The organism is Streptomyces xingningensis, from assembly GCF_054957865.1.
On sequence record NZ_JBDJPF010000082.1, the window covers coordinates 1 to 21,644 of the forward strand.

Annotated in this window: 22 protein-coding genes; 10 read left to right on the forward strand and 12 right to left on the reverse strand. The window is 70.4% G+C overall.

The window, feature by feature from the left end; all coding sequences use genetic code 11:
* Nucleotides 1-326: 326 nt before the first annotated feature.
* Complete coding sequence (locus tag ABCR83_RS29320; protein ID WP_462698249.1) at nucleotides 327-1,550, forward strand: MFS transporter; 1,224 nt, start codon at nucleotides 327-329, stop codon at nucleotides 1,548-1,550.
* Here ABCR83_RS29320 and ABCR83_RS29325 read toward each other — a convergent pair.
* The 6 genes from ABCR83_RS29325 to ABCR83_RS29350 all read right to left on the reverse strand — a co-directional run bounded on the left by ABCR83_RS29325 (nucleotide 1,543) and on the right by ABCR83_RS29350 (nucleotide 7,879).
* Complete coding sequence (locus tag ABCR83_RS29325; RefSeq protein ID WP_462698250.1) at nucleotides 1,543-2,403, reverse strand: NAD(P)H-binding protein; 861 nt, start codon at nucleotides 2,401-2,403, stop codon at nucleotides 1,543-1,545. The genes ABCR83_RS29320 and ABCR83_RS29325 overlap by 8 nt on opposite strands.
* A gap of 135 nt (nucleotides 2,404-2,538) precedes the next feature.
* Nucleotides 2,539-3,930, reverse strand: a complete 1,392-nt coding sequence (locus tag ABCR83_RS29330; protein ID WP_462698251.1) for a sensor histidine kinase — start codon at nucleotides 3,928-3,930, stop codon at nucleotides 2,539-2,541.
* Entirely contained in the window at nucleotides 3,927-4,661 is a 735-nt protein-coding gene (locus tag ABCR83_RS29335) for a response regulator transcription factor (RefSeq protein WP_462698252.1), read from the reverse strand. Before ABCR83_RS29335 ends, ABCR83_RS29330 begins: the two co-directional genes overlap by 4 nt.
* Nucleotides 4,662-4,730: 69 nt before the next feature.
* Nucleotides 4,731-5,786, reverse strand: a complete 1,056-nt coding sequence (locus tag ABCR83_RS29340; protein ID WP_462698254.1) for a S1C family serine protease — start codon at nucleotides 5,784-5,786, stop codon at nucleotides 4,731-4,733.
* Nucleotides 5,787-5,958: 172 nt separating this feature from the next.
* Nucleotides 5,959-6,996 (reverse strand): LacI family DNA-binding transcriptional regulator, encoded by a 1,038-nt coding sequence (locus ABCR83_RS29345; RefSeq protein ID WP_462698255.1) that lies wholly within the window; start codon nucleotides 6,994-6,996, stop codon nucleotides 5,959-5,961.
* Between the two features lie 94 nt (nucleotides 6,997-7,090).
* Nucleotides 7,091-7,879, reverse strand: a complete 789-nt coding sequence (locus ABCR83_RS29350) for a winged helix-turn-helix transcriptional regulator (RefSeq protein WP_462698256.1) — start codon at nucleotides 7,877-7,879, stop codon at nucleotides 7,091-7,093.
* A 410-nt stretch (nucleotides 7,880-8,289) separates the two neighbouring features.
* Between ABCR83_RS29350 and ABCR83_RS29355 the strand changes: the two genes are divergently transcribed.
* Nucleotides 8,290-8,532, forward strand: a complete 243-nt coding sequence (locus ABCR83_RS29355; RefSeq protein WP_462698257.1) for a hypothetical protein — start codon at nucleotides 8,290-8,292, stop codon at nucleotides 8,530-8,532.
* 230 nt (nucleotides 8,533-8,762) lie between these two features.
* Here the strand turns inward: ABCR83_RS29355 and ABCR83_RS29360 are convergent, their stop codons facing one another.
* Both ABCR83_RS29360 and ABCR83_RS29365 read right to left on the reverse strand, forming a co-directional pair.
* On the reverse strand, nucleotides 8,763-10,739 hold the full coding sequence (locus tag ABCR83_RS29360) for an ABC transporter ATP-binding protein (protein ID WP_462698270.1): 1,977 nt from the start codon (nucleotides 10,737-10,739) through the stop codon (nucleotides 8,763-8,765).
* Nucleotides 10,740-10,822: 83 nt separating this feature from the next.
* A complete protein-coding gene (locus ABCR83_RS29365) occupies nucleotides 10,823-12,556 on the reverse strand; it encodes an ABC transporter ATP-binding protein (RefSeq protein WP_462698258.1) in 1,734 nt (577 codons plus the stop codon).
* A gap of 139 nt (nucleotides 12,557-12,695) precedes the next feature.
* Between ABCR83_RS29365 and ABCR83_RS29370 the strand changes: the two genes are divergently transcribed.
* From ABCR83_RS29370 to ABCR83_RS29395, 6 genes are all read left to right on the forward strand, one after another.
* Entirely contained in the window at nucleotides 12,696-12,989 is a 294-nt protein-coding gene (locus tag ABCR83_RS29370) for a MoaD/ThiS family protein (RefSeq protein WP_462698271.1), read from the forward strand.
* A 10-nt stretch (nucleotides 12,990-12,999) separates the two neighbouring features.
* Nucleotides 13,000-14,214: a hypothetical protein gene (locus ABCR83_RS29375; protein ID WP_462698259.1), complete on the forward strand. Its 1,215-nt coding sequence runs from the start codon at nucleotides 13,000-13,002 to the stop codon at nucleotides 14,212-14,214.
* A gap of 111 nt (nucleotides 14,215-14,325) precedes the next feature.
* Nucleotides 14,326-15,030 (forward strand): LmeA family phospholipid-binding protein, encoded by a 705-nt coding sequence (locus ABCR83_RS29380; RefSeq protein ID WP_462698260.1) that lies wholly within the window; start codon nucleotides 14,326-14,328, stop codon nucleotides 15,028-15,030.
* A 371-nt stretch (nucleotides 15,031-15,401) separates the two neighbouring features.
* Complete coding sequence (locus tag ABCR83_RS29385) at nucleotides 15,402-16,238, forward strand: sulfurtransferase (RefSeq protein WP_462698261.1); 837 nt, start codon at nucleotides 15,402-15,404, stop codon at nucleotides 16,236-16,238.
* A gap of 33 nt (nucleotides 16,239-16,271) precedes the next feature.
* Nucleotides 16,272-16,562 carry a DUF1416 domain-containing protein gene (locus tag ABCR83_RS29390; RefSeq protein WP_462698262.1) on the forward strand — a complete coding sequence of 97 codons (291 nt, stop codon included), beginning with the start codon at nucleotides 16,272-16,274 and terminating at the stop codon, nucleotides 16,560-16,562.
* Nucleotides 16,563-16,678: 116 nt separating this feature from the next.
* Nucleotides 16,679-16,930, forward strand: coding sequence for a DUF3099 domain-containing protein (locus ABCR83_RS29395; RefSeq protein ID WP_462698263.1), 252 nt, complete (start codon nucleotides 16,679-16,681; stop codon nucleotides 16,928-16,930).
* A gap of 22 nt (nucleotides 16,931-16,952) precedes the next feature.
* Here the strand turns inward: ABCR83_RS29395 and ABCR83_RS29400 are convergent, their stop codons facing one another.
* Entirely contained in the window at nucleotides 16,953-17,279 is a 327-nt protein-coding gene (locus ABCR83_RS29400) for an ArsR/SmtB family transcription factor (protein ID WP_462698264.1), read from the reverse strand.
* A 145-nt stretch (nucleotides 17,280-17,424) separates the two neighbouring features.
* Between ABCR83_RS29400 and ABCR83_RS29405 the strand changes: the two genes are divergently transcribed.
* Complete coding sequence (locus tag ABCR83_RS29405) at nucleotides 17,425-18,393, forward strand: DMT family transporter (RefSeq protein ID WP_462698265.1); 969 nt, start codon at nucleotides 17,425-17,427, stop codon at nucleotides 18,391-18,393.
* A gap of 78 nt (nucleotides 18,394-18,471) precedes the next feature.
* Here ABCR83_RS29405 and ABCR83_RS29410 read toward each other — a convergent pair whose 3' ends face one another.
* The 3 genes from ABCR83_RS29410 to ABCR83_RS29420 all read right to left on the reverse strand — a co-directional run bounded on the left by ABCR83_RS29410 (nucleotide 18,472) and on the right by ABCR83_RS29420 (nucleotide 20,485).
* Nucleotides 18,472-19,143 (reverse strand): DUF6585 family protein, encoded by a 672-nt coding sequence (locus ABCR83_RS29410; RefSeq protein WP_462698266.1) that lies wholly within the window; start codon nucleotides 19,141-19,143, stop codon nucleotides 18,472-18,474.
* A 234-nt stretch (nucleotides 19,144-19,377) separates the two neighbouring features.
* On the reverse strand, nucleotides 19,378-19,743 hold the full coding sequence (locus ABCR83_RS29415) for a DsrE family protein (protein ID WP_462698267.1): 366 nt from the start codon (nucleotides 19,741-19,743) through the stop codon (nucleotides 19,378-19,380).
* 82 nt (nucleotides 19,744-19,825) lie between these two features.
* Nucleotides 19,826-20,485 (reverse strand): TetR/AcrR family transcriptional regulator, encoded by a 660-nt coding sequence (locus tag ABCR83_RS29420; protein WP_462698268.1) that lies wholly within the window; start codon nucleotides 20,483-20,485, stop codon nucleotides 19,826-19,828.
* Nucleotides 20,486-20,597: 112 nt separating this feature from the next.
* Here ABCR83_RS29420 and ABCR83_RS29425 point away from each other — a divergent pair, with 112 nt between their 5' ends.
* A complete protein-coding gene (locus tag ABCR83_RS29425) occupies nucleotides 20,598-21,527 on the forward strand; it encodes a zinc-binding dehydrogenase (protein WP_462698269.1) in 930 nt (309 codons plus the stop codon).
* Nucleotides 21,528-21,644 lie beyond the last annotated feature (117 nt).

Genomic DNA, 21,644 nt, shown 5'->3' on the forward strand with positions numbered 1-21,644 from the left:
ACCCCACGGCGCGAGCCGTAGGAATCCCCCTCGTTTACGAGGGGGAGGATGTCAATCCCCTTGCGTTCACGATCAGCACCGAGTTCAGGCCCGCCCGCCGCGTCCCTCGGGAGGAGGTCCTGCATTGGGAGCGCTGGTAGCGCGATCGGTGCGCCGTCTCGCGCCATCGCCCGCGTCCCGATTTCGGCAACAGAAGTTGTCCGCCCGCCTTCGCTGAACGATCGTGCCGAGCAGGTGGCCGACGAGGGGCTCCGTGCGCGATAGCGCAACAGCGCCACACCACGGCTGCCTGACAGTCCGTCATGGTCGAGCAAGGAGGTCCGCTCGTGCGCTCACCCACCCCGGGTTCGGCATCGGCGTCCCGCAAGAGGCTGCCCCTGCCGGTCTACCTGCTCGCGTTCAGTCTGTTCGCCATGGGCAGCACGGAGTTCCTGGTCGCCGGGGTCCTACCGGCGATCGGTGACGACCTGGAGATCTCGCTGTCCTCGGCCGGCTGGTTGATCTCGACGTTTGCCATCGGTGTGGTACTCGGCGGGCCGCCCCTGGCCGTCCTGACCCTGCGCTGGCCACGACGGACCACGCTGGTGACCGCGCAGGCCGTCTTCGCCGCCTCGTTGGCGATCGGCCTCCTCGCCGACGGCTTCGCCCTGTTGCTGGCAACCCGATTCCTCTGCGGTCTCGCCTATGCCGGCTTCTTCGCGGTCGCAACGGTCACCGCGATCGGCCTCGTCACACCCGACCGCACCGCACGCGCCTCCGGCGTGGTCGTGAGCGGGCTCAGTCTCGCCATGGTGGTCGGCGGTCCGGCCGGCGCGTTGGTCAGTCACTTCACCGGGTGGCGGGGCGGATTCTGGATTGTCGTCGCCCTCACCGCCGCCGGTGCGATCCTGACCGTGGTCGCCATGCCTGCGACAAGTACGGGCCGGGAACCGAGCGTCCGGCGGGAGCTCCGCACCATGCGACGACCGCAACTGTGGGTCGTCTACGCCGCCACCCTCCTGAGCACCGCCGCCTACATGATCTCGTACAACTACCTCGCGGCATTCCTGACCGACATCACCGGCATCACCGAGGTGTGGGTCCCCGCCATCCTCACGCTGTTCGGCATCGGCGCCTTCCTGGGCCTTTCGATCGGAGGCAGAATCGCCGACAGCCGCCCCCATCACGCGCTTCTGGTCGGCGCGATCGGGATAGGAGTCAGCTCTCTCCTGCTCGCCGTCCTCGCCGACTACGCCTTGGCCGTCATCCCGCTCGTCCTGATCCTCGGGATCGCGGGATTCGTGCTGAACCCGGCCTGCTACGGGCGGGTGTTCAGCATCGCGGCGCAAGCGCCCACGCTCGCCGGGGCGACCGCCGTCTCGATGTTCCAACTCGGCATCAGCCTCGTCCCCCTGCTCGCCGGAGCCGCCCTCAACGCCGGCGCCGGCCTCACGTCCATCCCCTGGATCGGTGCCGGCCTGGCAGTGCTCGCGCTCCCGGCCGTCCTCCTCGACCAGGCGAAGGCGCGGTCGATCAGGCCGGTTCCTCAAGAGGGCACCTCCCTCAGCTGAAGTCGGCCCGGTGATCCCGCGCCCACTCGGCGAAGGTACGGGCCGGGCGGCCGGTCACCTGCGCCACCTCATCCGTGATCAACGGCTGCTCGCCGATCGTCCGGCCGAAGTAGCCGACGATCTCCCGGGCCAGCGGCTCCGGCACCCCGCCCGCGGTCATCGCGGCCACCGCCTCGTCCTCCGGGATCTCCTGGAACCGCACCTCCGGGCGCCCGATGGCCCGGCCGATCTCGGCGGCCTGCTCGGCGAAGGTGACCGCGGCCGGGCCGGTCAGCACGTGCGCCCGGCCCACCTGGGCGCCCTTCTCGTCCAGCAGCGCCCGCGCGGTCACGGCCGCGATGTCCGCCTCGTGCACCGGGGCGCCGACGGCCTGGGCATGGGCACCGTGCACCACACCGCCGGCCCGGATCTCCCGCGCCCAGTTGAGCGCGTTGGTGGCGTACATGCCGCCGCGGACGAAGCACCATTCGAGCCCCGAGTCGCGGATCGCGTTCTCCGCGTCCAGATGGCTCCGGGCGATGAGACCGCCCTCCTCGCCATAGAGCACGGAGACCGAGGAGTTGAGGACGATGCGCCGCACCTCGGCCGCCACCGCGGCGTCGACCAGGGCCCGGTTGGACGCGCCCGAGGTGGCGGCCAGGTTGAGGTACAGCGACTGGGCGCCCCGGCAGAGCGCGGTCAACTCCCCCTCCCGGCCCGGCGCGAGCTCCCCCTTGACGACCTCGATGCCCGCCGGAAGCTGGGCCCGCTCGGGGCTGCGGGTCACCGCCCGGATCTCCGTGACACCCTCCGCGAGGAGCTGTTCCACCAGTTGGCGCCCGATGTGACCGGTCGCCGCCGTGACGACAATCATGCTGAAACCTCCCGGAGTTGACCTCTCGAAGCAGCTCACGCTATGCCGCATCCTCCCGAAAGGGCACGCAACTCGACGGCAACGACCGGAAATCGCCGCCCGCTTGGCCCCTGACCGCTCAGACCGATTGGACGCCTAGAGCGGCGGCGGCTCCACGGCTGCCCCCGGCAGCCGCACCGAGGCCACCGTGCCCCCGCCCGCCGCCGGGCGGAGGGAGATCTCGCCGCCCGCCCGGCGCACGGTACGGGCGACGATCGACAGCCCCAGCCCGCTGCCCGGCAGGCTCCGGGCCGAGGGCGAGCGCCAGAAGCGGTCGAAGACATGCGGGAGTTCATCGGCCGGGATGCCGGGCCCGTGGTCGCGCACGGTCAGCTCGCCCCCGGCCAGCCGCACCTCCACCACCCCGCCCGGCGGACTGAACTTGACCGCATTGTCCAGCAGATTGACCAGGGCCCGCTCCAGGGCGGCCGGTTCGGCCCGTACATACCAAGGGTCCAGCTCGGCCCGGATCGTCCGCCCCGAGGCCCGCAGCCGGGCCCGCTCCAGGGCCCGCTCGGCGGTCTCGTGCAGGCCGATCACCTGCAGCGGGCCGCTGCCGGGCGCGGAGTCGGGGCGGGACAGCTCCTGCAAGTCGCCGATCAGGTCGGCCAGTTCCGTCATCTGCGCCTTGACGCTGGCCAGCAGCTCCTTGCGGTCCTCGGGCGGGATCGCCCGGCCCGTCTCCTCACTGCGCGCCAGCAGCTCGATATTGGTGCGCAGCGAGGTGAGCGGGGTGCGCAGCTCATGGCCCGCGTCGGCGATCAGCTGCTGCTGCCGGTCGCGGGAGGAGGCCAGGGCGGCCGTCATGGAGTTGAACGAGGCCGACAGGCGGGCGATCTCGTCCTCGCCGTCCACCGGGATGCGGACCGCCAGGTCTTCGGTGCGGGCGATGTGCTCCACGGCCCCGGTGAGCTGGTCGACCGGGCGCAGCGCGGCGCGGGCGATCCACAGCCCGGCGACGGCCGCGCCGAGGACGCCGACCCCGGCGGTGAGCACCAGCACCAGGGCCAGGGCGTTCAGCGGTTTGGTGACCCCGCTGACCGGCTGGGCGATGGACACCGCGGTGCCCGGCAGGGTGGTGGAGCGGGTGACGACCCGCATCTCGGTGCCGTCCTTGGCCCGGGCGTCGTGCAGCACCGGCCGGTCCTCTTCGCCCTGGGCGACCGCCAGGTCGTCGGCGTCGATCGCGACCGGGGACTTGTCGGGCGCGGTGCAGACCGTGCCCTCGGCGGTGATGACCTGGATGGTGTACGAGCTGGGGTAGAGGGACTTCACCGGGGTGCCGGTCTCGCACCCGTTCAGCAGCGCCCTGGCGGACCCGTCGGCAACCCGCTGGCTGGTCAGTGTCGCATCCCGCTGTTCCTCGAGCTGCTGCTTGGTCACCAGCCAGCACGCCCCCGCGGCGACCGCCACCGCCACCGCCACCGCGAATGCCGTCAGCAGCGCCAGGCGTGAACGCAGCGGCAGGGCACGGAATCTGTGGATCATGCGCTGCCGCCGCCGTCCGCCCGCAGCACATACCCGACGCCGCGCACCGTGTGCACCAGGCGGGGTTCACCGCCCGCCTCGGTCTTGCGGCGCAGATACATCACATAGACGTCCAGGGAGTTGGAGGAGGGTTCGAACTCGAAGCCCCAGACGGCCTTGAGGATCTGTTCCCGGGTGAGCACCTGCCGGGGGTGGGCGAGGAACAGCTCCAGCAGCGTGAACTCGGTACGGGTCAGCTCCACCCGGCGTGCGCCGCGGGTGACTTCGCGGGTGTCCAGGTCCATGCGCAGATCGGCGAGGCCGAGCGTGTGCCCCTCGGCGGGGGCGGTGGGTGCGGCATAGGAGCTGCGGCGCAGCAGGGCCCGGATGCGGGCGAGGAGTTCATCGAGCTCGAAGGGTTTGACGAGATAGTCGTCGGCGCCCGCGTCGAGACCGGTGACGCGGTCCCCGACGGTGTCGCGGGCGGTCAGCATGAGGATCGGGGTGGTGGTGCCGGAGGCGCGCAGCCGCCGGGCGGCGGTGAGGCCGTCCATGCGGGGCATCAGGACGTCCAGCACGATCAGTTCGGGGTCGTGGGCGGCGACCTGGTCGAGTGCGTCGAGCCCGTCGACGGCCAGTACGGTGTCGTACCCCTCGAAGGCGAGACTGCGGCGCAGTGCCTCGCGGACGGCGGGCTCGTCGTCCACGATCAGGATGCGGGCGCTCTGGTCGCCGTGGTCGGCGGGGCTCATCGGTCTACCTCACGGTGGTTCGGCGGCGGGGCTCCTTCAGCCTCGCACGGCGCCGGGGCGGTGGCGCGCTCAGTCGCCGGTGCCGCCGGAGCGCAGCTTCGCGAGGTCGGCCTTGACGGTGTTGGCCGGGATGGCGAATCCGAGACCGACGCTGCCCGCGGCGTCCGAGGAGCCGCCGGAGGCCGCGTACATCGCGGAGTTGATGCCGATGATCTCGCCGTTCATGTTGATGAGGGCGCCGCCGGAGTTGCCGGGGTTGAGCGAGGCGTCGGTCTGGATGGCCTTGTAGGTGGTCTTGGACGAGCCGGTGTCGCCGTTGTACTGGTTGCCGCCGAACTCGAACGGCCATTGGGGTCCGCCGCCCTGCCGCTGCCTGCTCTGGCTCTGTCCCGGTTCCTTGGCGACGGTGACATCGCGGTTGAGGGCGGAGACGATGCCGCTGGTCACGGTGCCGGTGAGGCCTTCGGGCGAGCCGATGGCCACGACCTGGTCGCCGACCTGGAGCTTGTTGGAGTCGCCGAGCTTGGCGGTCTTGAGTCCTCCGGCGCCCTGGATCTTGATCAGGGCGAGGTCCTTGCCGGGGTCGGTGCCGACGACCTTGGCGGTCCTGGTGGTGCCGTCGCTGAGGGTGACCTGGACGGTGTCGGCGCCGGAGACCACGTGGTTGTTGGTGATGACCTCGCCGTCGGCGCTGATGATCACGCCGGATCCGGTGGACTGGCCGCCGTCGGTGGCCGCCTTGATCTCCACGATGCTGGGGCTGACCGCCTTGGCGACGGCGGAGACGCCGCCGCTCTTGACGGAGGCGTTCTGGACGGGCGTGGACCGGCTGCTGTCCCCGGTCTTGTGCATCAGCCCGCCGACCAGCGCGGCCGACCCGCCGCCGACCAGGGCGGCGACCAGGGCGCAGGCGGCGATGAGCGCACCGGTGCGGCGGGGGCGGCGGGGGCCCGGCTGCGCGGGCTCGGCGAAGCCGGCGTAGTCGCCGCCTCCGCCGTGGGCGCCACCGTCACCGGCACCGTGCCGGACGGTGACCCCGGCGGCCGTGGTGACCGGCTGCTGCGGGGGGTGGGCCGGCGGCGTCGGGTAGGTGTAGGGCTGCTGCGGCTGCTGGTTTTCCGTCATGCCCACGACTCTGCGCCGCGTTCATGAGAGGAGTCTGAGTGCGCACTGAGAAGGGGGGCAGAAGCTCGTAGGCCGCGCATAAGGGGTGTCCGGCGGTGGCCGGGAGAGCGCGGCCCCGGTGTCCGCACCGGCCGCCCCGCGCATCGGGCGCGCGCCGGGGCACCGTGCATCCTCAGCCCGCCGCGGGCGAACCGCAGCCGCAGGAGCGCCGGACCACCAGCGCCGAGGGGAACTGCTTGAGCCGCTCCCGTCGCGTCCCGGTGAATCGCAGCGCGTCATCCAGCACCAGGTCCACCGCCGACCGCGCCATCGCCTGCCGGTCGGAGGAGACCGTGGTGAGCGGCGGATCCGTCAGGGCCGCCTCCTTGACGTCGTCGAACCCGGCGACGGCCAGTTCACCCGGCACCTCGATGCGCAACTCGCGCGCGGCCCGCAGCACCCCGATCGCCTGGTCGTCCGTGGCGCAGACCACGGCGGGCGGCCGGTCCGGGCCGGACAGCAGTTCCAGGGCGATCCGGTAGGCGCCATAACGGTCGTAGGGGGCCGGGAAGAGGCGTCCCTCCAGGGACTTGCCCGCCTCCCGCATGGCCCGCCGCCAGCCCTCGACATGGTCGGTGACCGGGTCCCCTATGGTCGGGGTGCGCTCCGTTCCGCCGAGGCAGGCGACATACGGGTGGCCGTGCTCCAGCAGGTGCCGGGTGGCCAGCTGTGCACCGCCGACGTCGTCCGTGACCACGGCGACGTCGTCGATCGCGTCCGGCCTGCGGTGCATCAGCACCACCCGGGCGTCCCAGGCGTCGATCTCTATGGCGGCGTGCTCGCTCGGTCCCTGGCTGATCAGGATGAGCCCGGAGACCCGCATGCCCAAGAAGGCCCGCAGATAGTGGACTTCGCGCTCGTCGAGGTAGTCGGAGTTGCCGACCAGGACCATCTTGCCGCGCTCGGCCGCGGCCCGTTCCACCGCGTGGGCCATCTCCGCGAAGAAGGGCTGGCGCGCGTCCGGGACGATCAGGCCTATCAGGTCCGTCCGCCGGGAGGCCATCGCCTGGGCCACCCGGTCCGGCCGGTACCCCAGTTCCTTGATCGCGGCGAGCACCCGCTCCTTGGTCGCCGGTGCCACCGGCCGCGGCCCGTTGTTGATGACGTAGCTGACCACCGCCGTGGACGTCCCCGCCAGCCTCGCCACATCGTCCCGCGTCACCTTGGCCACGGCGGGCAGTCTACGCGGGTCCACGTGCGGCTTGTCCGGACGATTCCTCACGGATCGGCATCGGTTGCCGGGCCCGTGCCACCGCCACGGGCGGCTACCGTTTCGCCGGCCGCGAGGTCTTGGCCGCGGCCCGCGGCCGTTCGTCGTCGGGGTCGGGCGCGGGGTCCTGGCGCCTCGGCTGCTCCTCCGTCCGTTCGGCGGCCTTCTCCGCCTTCTCCGGAGCCACGAAGCGATAGCCCACGTTCCGGACGGTGCCGATCAGGGACTCGTGTTCCGGGCCGAGCTTGGCGCGCAGCCGCCGCACATGCACATCGACGGTGCGGGTGCCGCCGAAGTAGTCGTATCCCCACACCTCCTGCAGCAGCTGGGCCCGGGTGAAGACCCGGCCGGGGTGCTGGGCCAGATACTTCAGCAGCTCGAACTCCTTGAAGGTCAGATCCAGCACCCGGCCCTTGAGCTTGGCGCTGTAGGTCGCCTCGTCCACCGACAGGTCGCCGGTGCGGATCTCCATGGGGCTGTCGTCGGTGGAGATCTGCTGGCGGCCCATCGCCAGCCGCAGCCGTGCCTCGACCTCCGCCGGGCCCGCGGTGTCCAGCAGCACATCGTCGACGCCCCAGTCGGCGGTGACGGCGGCCAGGCCGCCCTCGGTGACGACCAGCAGCAGCGGACAGCCGGGGCCGGTGGAGCGCAGCAGCTGGCAGAGGCTGCGGACATGGGGCAGATCGCGGCGGCCGTCGATCAGTATGACGTCGGCCCCGGGCACATCCACCAGGGCGGGCCCCTCGGCCGGGGCGACCCGGACGCTGTGCAGCAGCAGCCCGAGCGCGGGGAGCACCTCGGCGGACGGCTGGAGTGCGTTGGTGAGCAGCAGTAGGGAACTCATCGGCAGTCTCCTCGGTCCCTGCGACGTGGGTACCACGCGTGCGCCCGCCCGCGCGCACCACCGCGCGTCCGAATGCACAAAAGGACCCGGGGGCGACTCTGCCCGGATCCTTCCTGCCCAGCAGAATAACCCAGAAGACTTTCCCGGGCCCGGCCGACTTTGCACGGTCTTGTGTTTCGTCGATCACTTTGGGTGGTCATCGCTTGGCACTCTTGACAGCAGAAACGTGCGTGGCGAGGCGGTGTACGAGCCGGATCCGCGCCTCAGGCGGGCCGCCGCATCGGCAGATCCGCGGTCGACCATACGGGCACCCGCCGACCGGAAGCACGGGGAGCGCACGGGTGCACGTGTCTGCACAACAGGTCATGCAGGCGTGATATATCGCCTGGGTGAATGACGAAGATCCCGTGGTGATCACCACCGACGGACACAGCACACAAGACGCGCGCCTCCGCGAACGGCTGGAAGCCGAGGCGCCTGGCCGGGCCCGTGAATTCGTCGATGATGACCACCAGTTCACCATCCGCCGCTGGCGTGAGCTCGCAGCCAAGGAAGCCTCACCCGCGGCCCGTCGCGTCATGGACGCCTATGTCGCCGCCCTGGAAAGCATCGACACCAGACGCCTGGGAGAAGCCGGGCGAAGGAGGCACTGAGCGGGTTTGCCGAAGTCCGGCGCGGGGTTGTGACACCGTGCGGCTCCGCCGCGTGGGTGCGACCAGCCACGGACGGCCCGCAGTCGCATGACCCCACGTCCAGCGAAGCGCTTGGGCATCGACCTCGCCGCACTCCGCAAGAGCCACGGCGTGCGGCAGGTCGATCAGGCGCGGCGCATGGGAGTGGCCCGGTCCCACGTCTCAGCGATCAAGGCCCGGGCCCGGGCACCTCACCGCGTGGGTGACCCCAGCGGGTCGGATTCCTCCTCCGCCACCGGCTGCGCGAACTGCGCCGCGTACAGCCGGGCGTACGCGCCCTCGGCCGCCAGCAGGGACTCGTGGTTGCCCTGCTCCACGATCCGTCCCGACTCCATCACCAGAATCACATCCGCGTCGCGGATCGTGGACAGCCGGTGCGCGATCACAAAGCTGGTGCGCCCCGTTCGCAGCTGGGCCATCGCATGCTGGATGAGCACCTCGGTGCGGGTGTCGACCGAGCTGGTCGCCTCGTCCAGCACCAGGATCTCCGGCTCGGCCAGGAACGCCCGGGCAATGGTGATCAACTGCTTCTCGCCGACGCTGACATTGGAGCCCTCGTCGTCTATCACCGTGTCATAGCCATCGGGCAGGGTGCGGACGAAGCGGTCGACATGGGTGGCCTTCGCCGCGGCGACGATCTTGTCCATGGAGACGCCCACCCGTCGCCCGCCACCACCCTTGCCGGAGTCGCTTCGCGACGCCGCCTCATTGGCGCCATAGGCAATGTTCTCCGCGATCGTGCCGCCGAACAGCCAGGTGTCCTGGAGGACCATGCCGATGTGGGAGCGCAGTTCCTCGCGGGACAGGGCGGCGACATCCGCTCCGTCCAGGGTGATGCGGCCGCCGTTGACCTCGTAGAACCGCATCAGCAGATTGACCAGCGTGGTCTTGCCCGCGCCCGTCGGGCCGACGATGGCGACGGTCTGGCCGGGCCGGACGGTCAGCGACAGGTCCTCGATCAGGGGCTTGTCCGGCTCATAGCGGAAGGAGACCTTCTCGAAGGAGACCTCGCCGCGCACCTGGCCGAGGCGCCGGGCGTCCTCGGCGTCCGCCGACTGCTCCTCGGCGTCGAGGAGTTCGAAGACCCGCTCGGCGGAGGCGACTCCGGACTGGACCAGGTTGGCCATCGAGGCCACCTGGGTCAGCGGCTGGCTGAACTGGCGCGAGTACTGCACAAAGGCCTGGACGTCGCCGATGGACAGCGAGCCACTGGCCACCCGCAGGCCGCCGACCACGGCGACCAGGACGTAGTTGAGGTTGCCGATGAACATCATCGCGGGCTGGATGATGCCGGAGATGAACTGGGCCTTGAAGCCCGCCTGGTAGAGGTCCTCGTTCTCGTTGCGGAAGGTCTCCGCGGACTCCCGCTGGCGGCCGAAGACCTTCACCAGCGAGTGGCCGGTGTACATCTCCTCGATATGGGCGTTGAGTTTGCCGGTCGACTTCCACTGGGCGACGAACTGCGGCTGGGCGCGCTTGCCGACGACGGTGGTGACATAGATCGAGACGGGCACCGTCACCAGGGCGACCAGGGCCAGCAGCCAGGAGATCCAGAACATCATCGCCAGCACGCCCACGATGGTCAGCAGCGAGGCGGTGATCTGGCTGAGGGTCTGCTGCAGGGTCTGGGCGATGTTGTCGATGTCATTGGTGGCGCGGGAGAGGACCTCGCCGCGCTGCTGCTTGTCGAAATAGCTCAGCGGCAGCCGGCCCAGCTTCTCCTCGACCTGCTCGCGCAGCCGGAAGACGGCCCGCTGGATGACATTGGTGGCGATCCGGGCCTGCAGGAGACCGAAGACGGACGAGCCCACATAGATCAGCAGCACCCACAGCAGCACCATGCCGACGGCGTCGAAGTCGATGCCATGGCCCGGGATGAAGTCGACGCCCGACAGCACATCCGCGATATTGCCGTGGCCCTCGTGCCGCAGATTGGCGATGGCCTGGGCCTTGGTGGTGCCCTCGGGCAGCTGCCGGCCGATGACGCCCGAGAAGATCAGGTCGGTGGCATGGCCGAGGATCTTGGGGCCGACGACGGTCAGGGCCACGCTGATCACGCCGAGCAGCATGATGACCGTGACTCTCGCCTTCTCGGGGCGGAGCTGGGCCAGCAGCCTTCGGGCGGAGGGCCCGAAGTGCAGGGACTTCTCGGTGGGTTGGCCACCCATGAAGCGCCCGATGCCGGCGGCCGGGGCCGGTCCCCGGCGTGGCGCGGCCCCTTCCTCGGGGCCCTCGGGTTTGTTCGGGGTGCTCACGCTGCTTCCTCCTCGGTGAGCTGGGAGAGCACGATCTCCCGGTAGGTCTCGTTGGAGGCCATCAGCTCGGGGTGGGTGCCGGTGCCGACGACGCGGCCCTCGTCCAGGACGACGATCCGGTCGGCGTCCCGGATGGTGGAGACCCGCTGGGCCACGATGAGCACGGTGGCCTCCCCGGTCTCCCGGGCCAGCGCGGCCCGCAGCCGGGCGTCGGTGGCGTAGTCGAGCGCGGAGAAGGAGTCGTCGAAGAGATAGATCTCGGGCTTGCGGACCAGGGCCCGTGCGATGGCCAGGCGCTGGCGCTGCCCGCCGGAGACATTGGAACCGCCCTGGGCGATGGGGGCCTCCAGCCCGTCCTCCATGGCCTCGACGAAGTCCCGGGCCTGCGCGGTCTCCAGCGCCTGCCACAGTTCCCCGTCGTCGGCGTCCGGCCGTCCGTAGCGCAGGTTGGAGGCGACCGTGCCGGAGAACAGATAGGGCTTCTGCGGCACCAGGCCCACGGCGGTGGCCATCAGGGCCGGGTCGAGGTCCCGCACATCGATGCCGTCCACCAGCACCTCGCCGGCCGTGGCGTCGAACAGGCGGGGTATCAGGCCCAGCAGCGTGGACTTGCCGCTGCCGGTGGAACCGATCACGGCGGTGATCTCACCGGGGCGGGCGACCAGCGAGACGTCCTTGAGCACGGGCTCCTCGGCGCCCGGGTATCTGAACTCCACGCCGCGCAGCTCGAGATGACCGTGCCGGCGCAGTTCGGTGACCGGCGCGACGGGGGGCACCACGCTGGAGTCGGTGGTCAGCACCTCCTGGATGCGCTCGGCGCAGACCTCGGCCCGCGGCACCATCATGAACATAAAGGTGGCCATCATGATCGACATCAGGATCTGCATCAGATAGCTGAGGAACGCGGTCAGCGCGCCGATCTCCATGTGGCCGCCGTCGATCCGCTTCCCGCCGAACCACAGCACGGCGATCGACGACAGGTTCACGATCAGCATCACGGACGGGAACATCAGCGACATCAGCCGCCCGGCCCGCAGCGAGACGTCCATCAACTCGCTGTTGGCGCCCCGGAATCGTTTCCGCTCATGGGTGTCGCGGACAAAGGCGCGGATGACCCGGATGCCGGTGATCTGCTCCCGCAGCACCCGGTTGACGGTGTCGATGCGCTCCTGGACCCCGCGGAAGATCGGCCGCATCCGCCAGATGATCAGCGAGACCACGATGCCCAGCGCGGGAACGATGGCCAGCAGCAGGGCGGACAGCGGCACATCCTGGTTGAGGGCCATCACCAGGCCGCCGACGCACATGATCGGCGCGGACACCATCAGCGTGAAGGTCATCAGGGCCAGCATCTGGACCTGTTGCACATCATTGGTGGTACGGGTGATCAGCGACGGCGCCCCGAAGTGACCCATCTCACGGGCGGAGAAGGACTGCACCCGGTCGAAGACGGCGCCGCGCAGATCGCGGCCGACCGCCATCGCGGTGCGGGCGCCGAAGTAGACGGCGCCTATGGAGCACACGATCTGGACCAGGGTCACGGCGATCATCACGCCGCCGATGGTGAGGATGTAGCCGGTGTCCCCCTTGACCACGCCCTTGTCGATGATGTCCGCGTTGAGCGTGGGGAGATAGAGGGTGGCGAGGGTCTGTACGAGTTGAAGGAGCACGACCAACGCGATCGGCCGGGAATAGGGCCTGAGATAGGCCCGGAGAAGTCGTACCAACACACCAGCAGCCTATGCGAGCACCGGCCGGAGGACCTCTGTTTTACGACTGGGGACTTGAGGCACCCCGGCACCCGTCATCATGGGGGAGGCAGAAGTAGGGAAAGGGGTGGCCGTGGCGACCACACACACGGCGCGGGCGGTGCTCCCGGTCCAGCCGGGTCCATCGGCACCGGCGCCGGCGGGCACGATCCGGTACTGGGCCGCGGCGAAGGCCGCCGCGGGCACGGCCGAGGAGCCATACGCGGCGCACACGCTCGCCGAGGCGCTGGACGCGGCCCGGCGGCGCCATGCGCGGCGGCCGGAGTTCGCGCGCGTGCTGTCCCTCTGTTCCTTCCTCGTGGACGGCGACCCCGTCGGCACCCGCGAGCACACGACGGTCCAGTTGGCCGAGGGCGGCACCGTCGAGGTGCTCCCGCCCTTCGCAGGAGGGTGATCCCGGCGCGATGAGCGACCACTACCGCAATCCATACCAACCGCGCGAGCCCTACGGCGCGTATGACCCCTACGCACCGCCGCCGGAGCAGCCCAATCCCTACGGCGGGGCGTACGAGCCGCACGCCCCCGGCGCGTACGACTACCCATACGCCCCCGAGCAGGGGCAGGCGGCCTGGCCCGCGGCCGGGGAGCAGCAGCACGGCTACCCGCCCGTGGAGGGGGAGCCGACGCAGACCTGGCAGACCCAGACTTGGGACACCCAGACCTGGCAGCAGCCGGCTCCGGTCGCGGAGCCGATGCCCGCCTCCTACGGCCACCCCACCGGCCCCGGCCCGCTGGCGGCCCCCGGGTATCCGCCGGACCAGGCGTCGTACCAGGCCGCCTACCAGGCCCCGTACCAGCCGGTGCCCGAGCCGGTTGCCGAACCCGAGCCCGCCCCGCAGCCGGAGCCGGAGCCCGCCAGGCCGATGACGGCGGCGGAGAAGGCCAAGGCCGAGGGCCGGCCGCAGATCCTCGCGCCGGGCCTGCGGCCCGCGCTGCTGACCGCCGTGCTCGCGGCCCTGCTGGCGCTCGCCGCGCCGCTGCCGCGGCCCGCGGCAGCGGTGCCTGTGGTGCTGCTGCAGGCCGTGACGGCGGCGGGCTGGTTCCGGCTCAATGGCATGTGGCCCGCGCGGCAGGGCATCGCGCTGGCCTTCCTGGGCGGGCTGGCCGCCGACATCGGGCTACTGCTCACCGACGAGGGGCAGGCGCCCACGGTGATCATCGGCACCCTGGGCTGCTGGCTGCTGCTGGTGATCGTGCTGCAACTGCGCGGCCACGCCTCGCCGGACGAGCGGCTGCACGGGCTGCTGGCCGCCGCCGGGTCGGCCGCGCTGGCGGTGCTCGCGGCCGGTCAGCTGGCGGCGGACTCCCACGCGGTGGCGATCGGCGCGCTCGCGGTGGCGATGACGGCGCCGGCCCGGGCGCTGCCGCTGCCGTCGGCCGCCTCCCCGGTGATCGCCCTGATCGCGGCGGCCGGTTCCGGCATCGTGGGCGGCCAGTTGACCGGCGTCGGCCCGTCGGGCGCGCTGCTGGGGCTGGCGGCCGGGATCTGCGCGCTGGTCGGCCTGCGCGTGGCGAGTTACGACTACCCGTCCCGTTTTGTCCATATGACAGCGGGTGTTGCCCTGCCGCTGACGCTGGCCTCCCCCGTGGTCTATGTGATCGGCAGGGTACTTCTCTGAGTCGCGGTACCTACGCTCATCCGAGTCGCCGTACTTATGCTCGCGGCAACCCCCTTTGGTTAGGCTCGCCGGAACGGCAGAGCCAACCGAAACCTGGGGGATCACCACCCGATGCGCGCCATACGCACTCTCTTGATCGTCGTTGTGGTCCTGGGCGGCCTGTTCGTGGCCGCGGACCGCATCGCGGTCTACTACGCGGAGAACAAGGCCGCGGACAAGATACGCAGCAGCCAGAATCTCTCCGGCACTCCCGACGTCTCCATCAAGGGCTTTCCGTTTCTGACCCAGGTCGCGGACGCCAAGCTCGACGAGGTCGAGGTCTCACTCGACGGCGGCGTGACCGCCGACCCGGGCACCGGGCACTCGATCCGGGTCTCCGGCTTCGACGCCACGCTGCGCGGCGTCCGCATGAACACCAGCTTCACCTCCGCCACCGCGGATCGCGCGAGCGGCAGCGCCCACCTCTCCTATGAGGACCTGAGCAAGGTCAACGGCCCCGGCATCACCGTCGGCTACGGCGGCAAGGACTCCTCCGGCGCGGGGCGGGTCAAGGTCACCGGCAAGGTGCCGCTGCTCGGCGAGAAGAGCGTGGTCTCCACGGTGACCGTGGCCAATGGCAACACGATCAAGCTGCACGCCTCCGAAGTCCCCACCCAGGGCCTGCCGTCCGGCCTGGAGCAGACGCTCCGCGGGAAGATCGACTTCGAGCGGCAGATCACCGGCCTGCCCAGGGGTCTCAAGCTGGACAAGGCCGTGGTGACCGAGAAGGGCGTCGACATCACGCTCACCGGCACCGACATCAAGCTGGCCGGCTAGCCGGTCCAGGCTAGGTCCAGGGTGCGAGACGGCATCGTCCGCACCTCAATACCGCCGGTCACGAGCGCGCCGACAGGGGCAGCGGACCTTGCCCGGAGGCGATACAAGTCTCATATTCCAAACAATTGCGTCTCACTATCCGGCACCCCGGTGACATATCTCCCCGTCCGTCCCTACGATCGGTCGCATGAAGCGACAGGCGGATCTCACCGAGCGGCGGGCAGTGGACCTGTGCCGTGTGGCCGCCATGCTGTGTCGCCGTGCCTGACGGGGACCGTTTACCCCGCTCCCCTCCCAACAGCCGCCCCGCATCCGGCTGCCCTGCCCCGACCGCAACCGGCGACAGTCCACAACCTTCGGAGGAGAACAGCATGAGTCGCAGTGACGTCCTGGTGGACGCCGACTGGGTACAGGCCCACCTCGACGACCCGAACACCGTCATCGTCGAGGTCGACGAGGACACCTCGGCCTACGACAAGAACCACATCAAGAACGCCATCCGGATCGACTGGAAGCGCGATCTCCAGGATCAGGTCCGCCGTGACTTCGTCGACCAGGCCGGCTTCGAGAAGCTGCTCTCCGAGAAGGGCATCGCGGGCGACCACACGGTCGTCCTCTACGGCGGCAACAACAACTGGTTCGCGTCCTACGCCTACTGGTACTTCAAGCTCTACGGCCACCGGGACGTACGCCTCCTCGACGGCGGCCGCAAGAAGTGGGAGCTGGACTCCCGCGACCTGGTCGCCGAGGTGCCGCAGCGCGCCCGCACCGCATACCGGGCCCAGCCCCAGGACGCCTCGATCCGTGCCTTCCGCGACGACGCGGTGGCGGCCATCGGCTCGCTCAACCTGGTCGACGTCCGCTCGCCCGACGAGTTCAGCGGCAAGCTGCTCGCCCCCGCGCACCTGCCGCAGGAGCAGTCGCAGCGCCCCGGCCACATCCCGACCGCGCGCAACATCCCGTGGTCGAAGGCCGCCAACGACGACGGCACCTTCAAGTCCGACGACGAGCTGCGGACCATCTACCAGGACGCGGGCGTCGACCTGTCCAAGGACACCATCGCCTACTGCCGCATCGGCGAGCGCTCCGCGCACACCTGGTTCGTCCTGCACGAGCTGCTGGGCCGGCCCAACGTCCGCAACTACGACGGCTCCTGGACCGAGTACGGCTCCCTGGTCGGCGTCCCCATCGAGCTCGGCGCCAACTGACCTCCCTCTCCAGCGAATTCAAAAGGATCCCCTATGTGTGGAGCAAAGGCCGGCGGCCCGGACACCTCGACCGTCCAGGCCGGTGAGACCACCATCCAGGGCTCGGTGACCCGCGACGGCGAGCCCGTCACCGGTTACGTCCGACTCCTGGACAGCACCGGCGAGTTCACCGCCGAGGTACCGACGTCCGCGACCGGACAGTTCCGCTTCTACGCGGCCGAGGGCACCTGGACGGTACGCGCTCTCGTCCCGGGCGCGACCGCCGACCGCAAGGTCGTCGTCACCCGCAAGGGCGACCTGGCGGAGGTCGCCATCGCCGTCTGACGCCCGACGTCAGAGGGCGCACAAAGCGCGCGAAGGGTCGCACTCCGGGGTTGGACGCCGCTGATGGAGGAGTGCGACCCTTCGCGCCATGCCCGACTCCGCCGTACCGTGGTTGTGTGTACGCGCGGCGTAGACACCTCTACTTCGCCATGATGGGCACCTGCATCGGCCTGTTCGTCCTGGCCTGGGCCGTCGTACGGCTCTTTTCCGTCCCCGCGGCCGTCGGCCTCTGCCTCTTCGCCATGGTGATCCCCCCGGTAGCGGCCATCGTCGCCAACCGCCGGGGCCCCGACGACCGCTGGTGGGACGACCCCTCCGGCGACCCGGAGTCGGACAAGTGGTGGGACGAGCTGGACGGCAAGCGATAGCCGCTCGGCGTGATTCAGCACATCATGCGAGGGCGGGCTCGGTCAGCTCGACCGCGTTGAGGACGGAGTCGAGCAGGCCGGGGAAACGGGCGTCGAGCTCCTCGCGGCGCAGGGTGTTGAGGCGGGAGTTGCCGGGGCCGGCCTCCTGGTGCAGGATGCCCGCCTCGCGCAGCACCTTGAAGTGCGCGGACAGGGTCGACTTGCTCAGGTTGATACCAAAGGTCCCGCACGGCCTGCCGTCCGCGGCGACCAGGGCCCGCACGATCTGCATGCGGACCGGCTCGGCCAGGGCATGGAGCACGGCATAGACCCTGACGTCCTCGACACGGGGGTGATGGAGCGGCTTCACAGCACTGGTCTCCCAGATCAACACCGGTGTTCGCATGTTGGCGAACACCGGTTGACCGACTCTCGGCCACGCATATACGTTAACCCACGTGTTCGCCAACCAACGAACATACGAGTTAACGAACCTGCACCACCGGGAGACCCTCATGGCCGAGTTGAAGACCACCGCCGCAGCCGCCGGGGGCCTGGCCACCGCCCTCGCCTTCGGCGGCATGTTCGCCGTAGCCAAGTCCGTCTTCGGCCACGTCGATCCCTTCCACCTCACCCTGGCCCGCTTCGCCCTCGGCTCCGCGATCTTCGTGATCGCCCTGCTGGCCATCGAGGGCCGCAAGGCCCTGCGCACGGACGGGAAGTTCCTCAAGCTCTGGGGGCTCGGCTCACTCGGCTTCGCCGCCTTCAACCTGCTCACCTACCTCGGACTCGAGTCCACCCCGGCCCCCACCGCCTCCCTGATCATGGCCACGATGCCCGCCATCACCGTCATCGTGATGTGGGCCCGCACCAAGAAGCGCCCCACCGCCACCACCCTCGGCCTGGTCCTGCTCGCCCTGACCGGCGTCGCCATGGTCCTGGGCAACGGCAACCCCCTCGCCGTCTTCACCGGCGGCATCGGCCCCGGCGGCCTGCTCATCCTGGCCGGCGTCATCGGCTGGATCATCTACACCACCAGCGCCGCCGGCTTCCCCGCCTTCTCCGTCCTGCGCTACACCGCCGTCACCAGCGTCCTGGGCACCCTCACCATCGCCATCGTCACCCTCACCGCCGGCGCCATCGGCTGGATTCCCACCCCCGGCATCGGCGACTATGCGGCCGGCTGGTGGCAGATCCTCTACATGGCCATCCCCGCCACCGCCGTCGCGATCCTCGCCTTCAACCACGCCACCCGCACCCTCGGCCCCGCCAACGGCGTCCTGTTCATCAACCTGGTCCCCATCACCGCCTTCACCATCCAGGCCATCCGCGGCCACCAGCCCACCATCGCCGAGCTGACCGGCGTCGCCATCACCCTCACCGCCGTGATCGCGAACAACATCCACGGCCGCCGCACCGCCGGGCGGACTCTCGCTCCCACCCCGGCCGCCGCCAGCAAGAAGACCCTGACCACTGCCGCCTGAGAGCCCTACACCAGCGCATCGACGAAGCGGGGGCGAACACGGATGACTTCCGGCCTCCGAGGGAACGCCCCTGCGGGGTCAGCCCCGCAACTGGTCCGCCAACGCGAGGAACAGATGGAGATTGGGGACCTTGGACGCACTGGTGAAGAGCAATCCCCGTCCGCGGGCGTCCTCGAGGAACACGTTCCCGTTCGAGGTACGGACCTTGGCGATCCGCGTCCAGCTCTCGCTCTTCTTCCCTATCGTCACCGTGCGGTGGTCGACGCTGATGCGACCAAACATCACCGTCTCGCCCCTGCGCAGCCGTTCGACCGTCGTCGGCCACTGTGCGCTCGCCACGCCCTTCTGGATCTCCGGACCCCACGCACGCTCGTACACGACCCAGGGACCACGGGTGTACGACGTGATTCCGAATCGCTCGTACTCACGGCGGAAGATCCCGTTGCCGCCGCGCCCGACCGTCAGGGCGGCGCCGTCCGGACCGATCAGTGTGTACGTGGCATCCTGCATCTTGCCGTTGAGCGTGGTCAGGTGCTGGAGGACCGTCGTCGACTCCCAGCGGTACAGCCACTCGGAGTTCTCGGGAGCGGTGACGATCAGCCCGTTCTCGTACAAGTGGAGCCGCGCATCACCCCATTGCTTGCGAAAGCTGCCCTGCACATTCGCCGCCCCCGTCCGCCAGCGGCCCAGCCGCTGCTGCTCCGCCAGCACGGTCACCCGGTCGTCGGGTTCGGGTATCCATTCGTCCATGACTTCCCCCGGTATGCGGTATCGGTTCCGCCGATCAGTAAGCCATTCCGCGCCGATCATGCCAAGAGGCGCTCGCCGCTGTCCCGGCTGGAGCGAGCCGAGATCAGCCCGGCGGCGGCACTGCTGGGCAAGTCATGCACGGCATACGAGCAGACGATGTCCCGACTCACTGGCCGAGTTCGACCATGACGCAGCGACGGCCTGGTGGCGTGACCGAGCCCCGCCCGTGGCCGCTCAGTACACCAGCGCCTGTACGCCCTCCGCCATGATCTCCCCCACGAAAACCTGCGCCCCCGCGATCCGTGCCCCCGCGATCAAGTCCTTCTCCTCGATGCCCCGGCGCGCCGCGCACTGCGTGCACACCGTGATCATTCCGCCTCCGGCCTGGATCCCCTCGATCAGCTCCGGCAGCGGTGCCGCATGCGGCAGTTCAAACTCCGCCGCCCGGCCCGGAAGGGCGAACCACGACGACTCCCCGGTCAGCCACAGCGACACCTCGACCCCGCTGGCCACCGCGACGGCCGCCACCGTAAACGCCTGCGAACACCGCTCGGGCGCGTCCGCACCCGCCGTCACCTTGATCACGAGCTTCTTGTTCATACGGTCACTGTAGGCGGCAGCCATACGCGCAGGAGGGCCCATCCGGCGAACCGATCCACACGCATTGCCGATGCGAACGGGGTCACTTCCGCAGCGCCGCCTGCATCGTCAACGCCCCCGGCACCGCCGCGAACGCCTCCCGCATCCGGGAGGCGAGCTCCTCGCGGTCCGGTGCGCCCGGCGTCGCCGTCCACGCGGCGAGTGCGCAGTGGAAGCCCGCGACCAGCAGGTCCACGGCCAGCCGGGGCCGTAGGTCGCCGTCCTCGCCGAGAGCCAGGCGACGGCGCAGGACGTCGAGCACCTCACGCGTGACCTCCTCACAGAAATGCAGGCCGTGCGCCTTCATCGAGGGTGTCCGCTCGGTGAGTTGGTAGCTGAGGCGCGCCCGCTGCGACCACCCCTCGGCGGTCATCTGCTCCAGGGCGGCGAACAGCGACCGTTGGAGCAGCTCCAGCAGCGGGCCGCCCTCCGGGTCGCGGGTCCGGAGGTCGTCGACGAAGGCCAGCCACAGGTCCTGCAGAGGCGCGCTCGCCACGTCCTCCTTGCTGCTGAACGTGCGGAAGAAGGTCCGCTTGGAGACCTCCACCGTCTCGCAGAGCTCGTCCAGCGTCACCTTGTCGAAGCCGCGCTCGGTGAACAGCCGCAGTGCCGAGTCGATCAGCGCCTGCCGGGTGCGCTGCTTCTTGCGTTCACGCAGCGGAAGCCGGGGGTCGGGGTCGTGCGGGGGCAGCGCGGTGCTCATGCCGCGAGCGTACCAGGGCGCGAATGCCACTTGCGGGCTCGTGCCACTCAGTGGCATAACTGTGCCGTCAGCCCTTGACTCAGGCCCTCGACTCACCGAAAGGCGTACCGATATGCGCGCTCTGCACGTCGACCCCACCCAGCCCGCCGGGCTCCGCCTCGGCCAGGCCCCCGATCCCGTACCGGCCCCGCACCAGGCGCTGGTCCGGGTCACCGCGATATCGCTCAACTACGGCGAGGTGCGCATCGGCATCCCCAACGCGGCGGAAGGTGCGGTCCTCGGCTGGGACGCCGCCGGGTACGTCGAGCACGCCGCCGCCGACGGCTCGGGTCCGGCGGCCGGTACGCCCGTGGTCACCCTCGGCGCCAACGGCGCCTGGGCCGAACTCCGCGCCGTGGACACGGACATGATCGGCATCGTGCCGGAGGGCGCGGACCTCGGTGCGATCAGCACGGTGCCGGTCGCGGGCGCGTCCGCGCTGCGGGCCCTGCACCGGGTCGGCCCCCTCCTCGGACGCCGGATCCTCGTCACCGGCGCGACGGGCGGTGTCGGCCGGTACGCCGTTCAACTCGCCCGGAAGGGCGGGGCGTACGTCATCGCATCGACGGGCGATCCCGCCACGCACGGGGACGGCCTGCGCGCGCTGGGGGCGCATGAGGTGGTCGCCGCGCCGAGTGAGGTCGCCGCGCCGGTGCACGGGGTGCTGGACATGGTGGGCGGTTCCCAACTAGTCGAGGCACACGGCCTCTTGGTGCCGTCCGGCACGCTGGTCGCGGTGGGGCACTCCTCGCACGAGGGCGAGAGCTTCCCGTACGGCGCCCTGTTCGCGGACCCCGAGCGGCACGATCGCTCCATCGTCACCTTCACGCTGCTGGCGGTACGCGACCTGGCGCCGGACCTGACCTGGCTGGCGTCCCGGGTCGCGTCCGGCGAGCTGGACGCGCAGGTCTCATGGCGGGGTGGCTGGGACCACGTGGAGGAGGCGGTGGACCTATTGCTGGGGCGGCGCCTGCACGGCAAGGCGGTACTCGAGGTGGGGTGAGTCGTCCGCTCCGGCCGCAGGCGGGCTGAACGCGGCGGCCCTCCGCATCGGAAGACCGTTTCCGGGTGCGGGTTGGAGCGAGTGCGGGTCAGGGCTGGGTGTGGAGTGTTTCTGCAC

What these genes read in the sequence shown, in the direction of transcription:
- ABCR83_RS29410 (WP_462698266.1), bottom strand. Translation starts at nt 19,143, where the DNA reads ATGGACGAATGGATACCCGAACCCGACGACCGGGTGACCGTGCTGGCG.
- ABCR83_RS29415 (WP_462698267.1), bottom strand. Translation starts at nt 19,743, where the DNA reads ATGAACAAGAAGCTCGTGATCAAGGTGACGGCGGGTGCGGACGCGCCC.
- ABCR83_RS29360 (WP_462698270.1), bottom strand. Translation starts at nt 10,739, where the DNA reads ATGGGTGGCCAACCCACCGAGAAGTCCCTGCACTTCGGGCCCTCCGCC.
- ABCR83_RS29420 (WP_462698268.1), bottom strand. Translation starts at nt 20,485, where the DNA reads ATGAGCACCGCGCTGCCCCCGCACGACCCCGACCCCCGGCTTCCGCTG.
- ABCR83_RS29330 (WP_462698251.1), bottom strand. Translation starts at nt 3,930, where the DNA reads ATGATCCACAGATTCCGTGCCCTGCCGCTGCGTTCACGCCTGGCGCTG.
- ABCR83_RS29335 (WP_462698252.1), bottom strand. Translation starts at nt 4,661, where the DNA reads ATGAGCCCCGCCGACCACGGCGACCAGAGCGCCCGCATCCTGATCGTG.
- ABCR83_RS29325 (WP_462698250.1), bottom strand. Translation starts at nt 2,403, where the DNA reads ATGATTGTCGTCACGGCGGCGACCGGTCACATCGGGCGCCAACTGGTG.
- ABCR83_RS29375 (WP_462698259.1), top strand. Translation starts at nt 13,000, where the DNA reads ATGAGCGACCACTACCGCAATCCATACCAACCGCGCGAGCCCTACGGC.
- ABCR83_RS29380 (WP_462698260.1), top strand. Translation starts at nt 14,326, where the DNA reads ATGCGCGCCATACGCACTCTCTTGATCGTCGTTGTGGTCCTGGGCGGC.
- ABCR83_RS29405 (WP_462698265.1), top strand. Translation starts at nt 17,425, where the DNA reads ATGGCCGAGTTGAAGACCACCGCCGCAGCCGCCGGGGGCCTGGCCACC.
- ABCR83_RS29385 (WP_462698261.1), top strand. Translation starts at nt 15,402, where the DNA reads ATGAGTCGCAGTGACGTCCTGGTGGACGCCGACTGGGTACAGGCCCAC.
- ABCR83_RS29340 (WP_462698254.1), bottom strand. Translation starts at nt 5,786, where the DNA reads ATGACGGAAAACCAGCAGCCGCAGCAGCCCTACACCTACCCGACGCCG.
- ABCR83_RS29350 (WP_462698256.1), bottom strand. Translation starts at nt 7,879, where the DNA reads ATGAGTTCCCTACTGCTGCTCACCAACGCACTCCAGCCGTCCGCCGAG.
- ABCR83_RS29390 (WP_462698262.1), top strand. Translation starts at nt 16,272, where the DNA reads ATGTGTGGAGCAAAGGCCGGCGGCCCGGACACCTCGACCGTCCAGGCC.
- ABCR83_RS29425 (WP_462698269.1), top strand. Translation starts at nt 20,598, where the DNA reads ATGCGCGCTCTGCACGTCGACCCCACCCAGCCCGCCGGGCTCCGCCTC.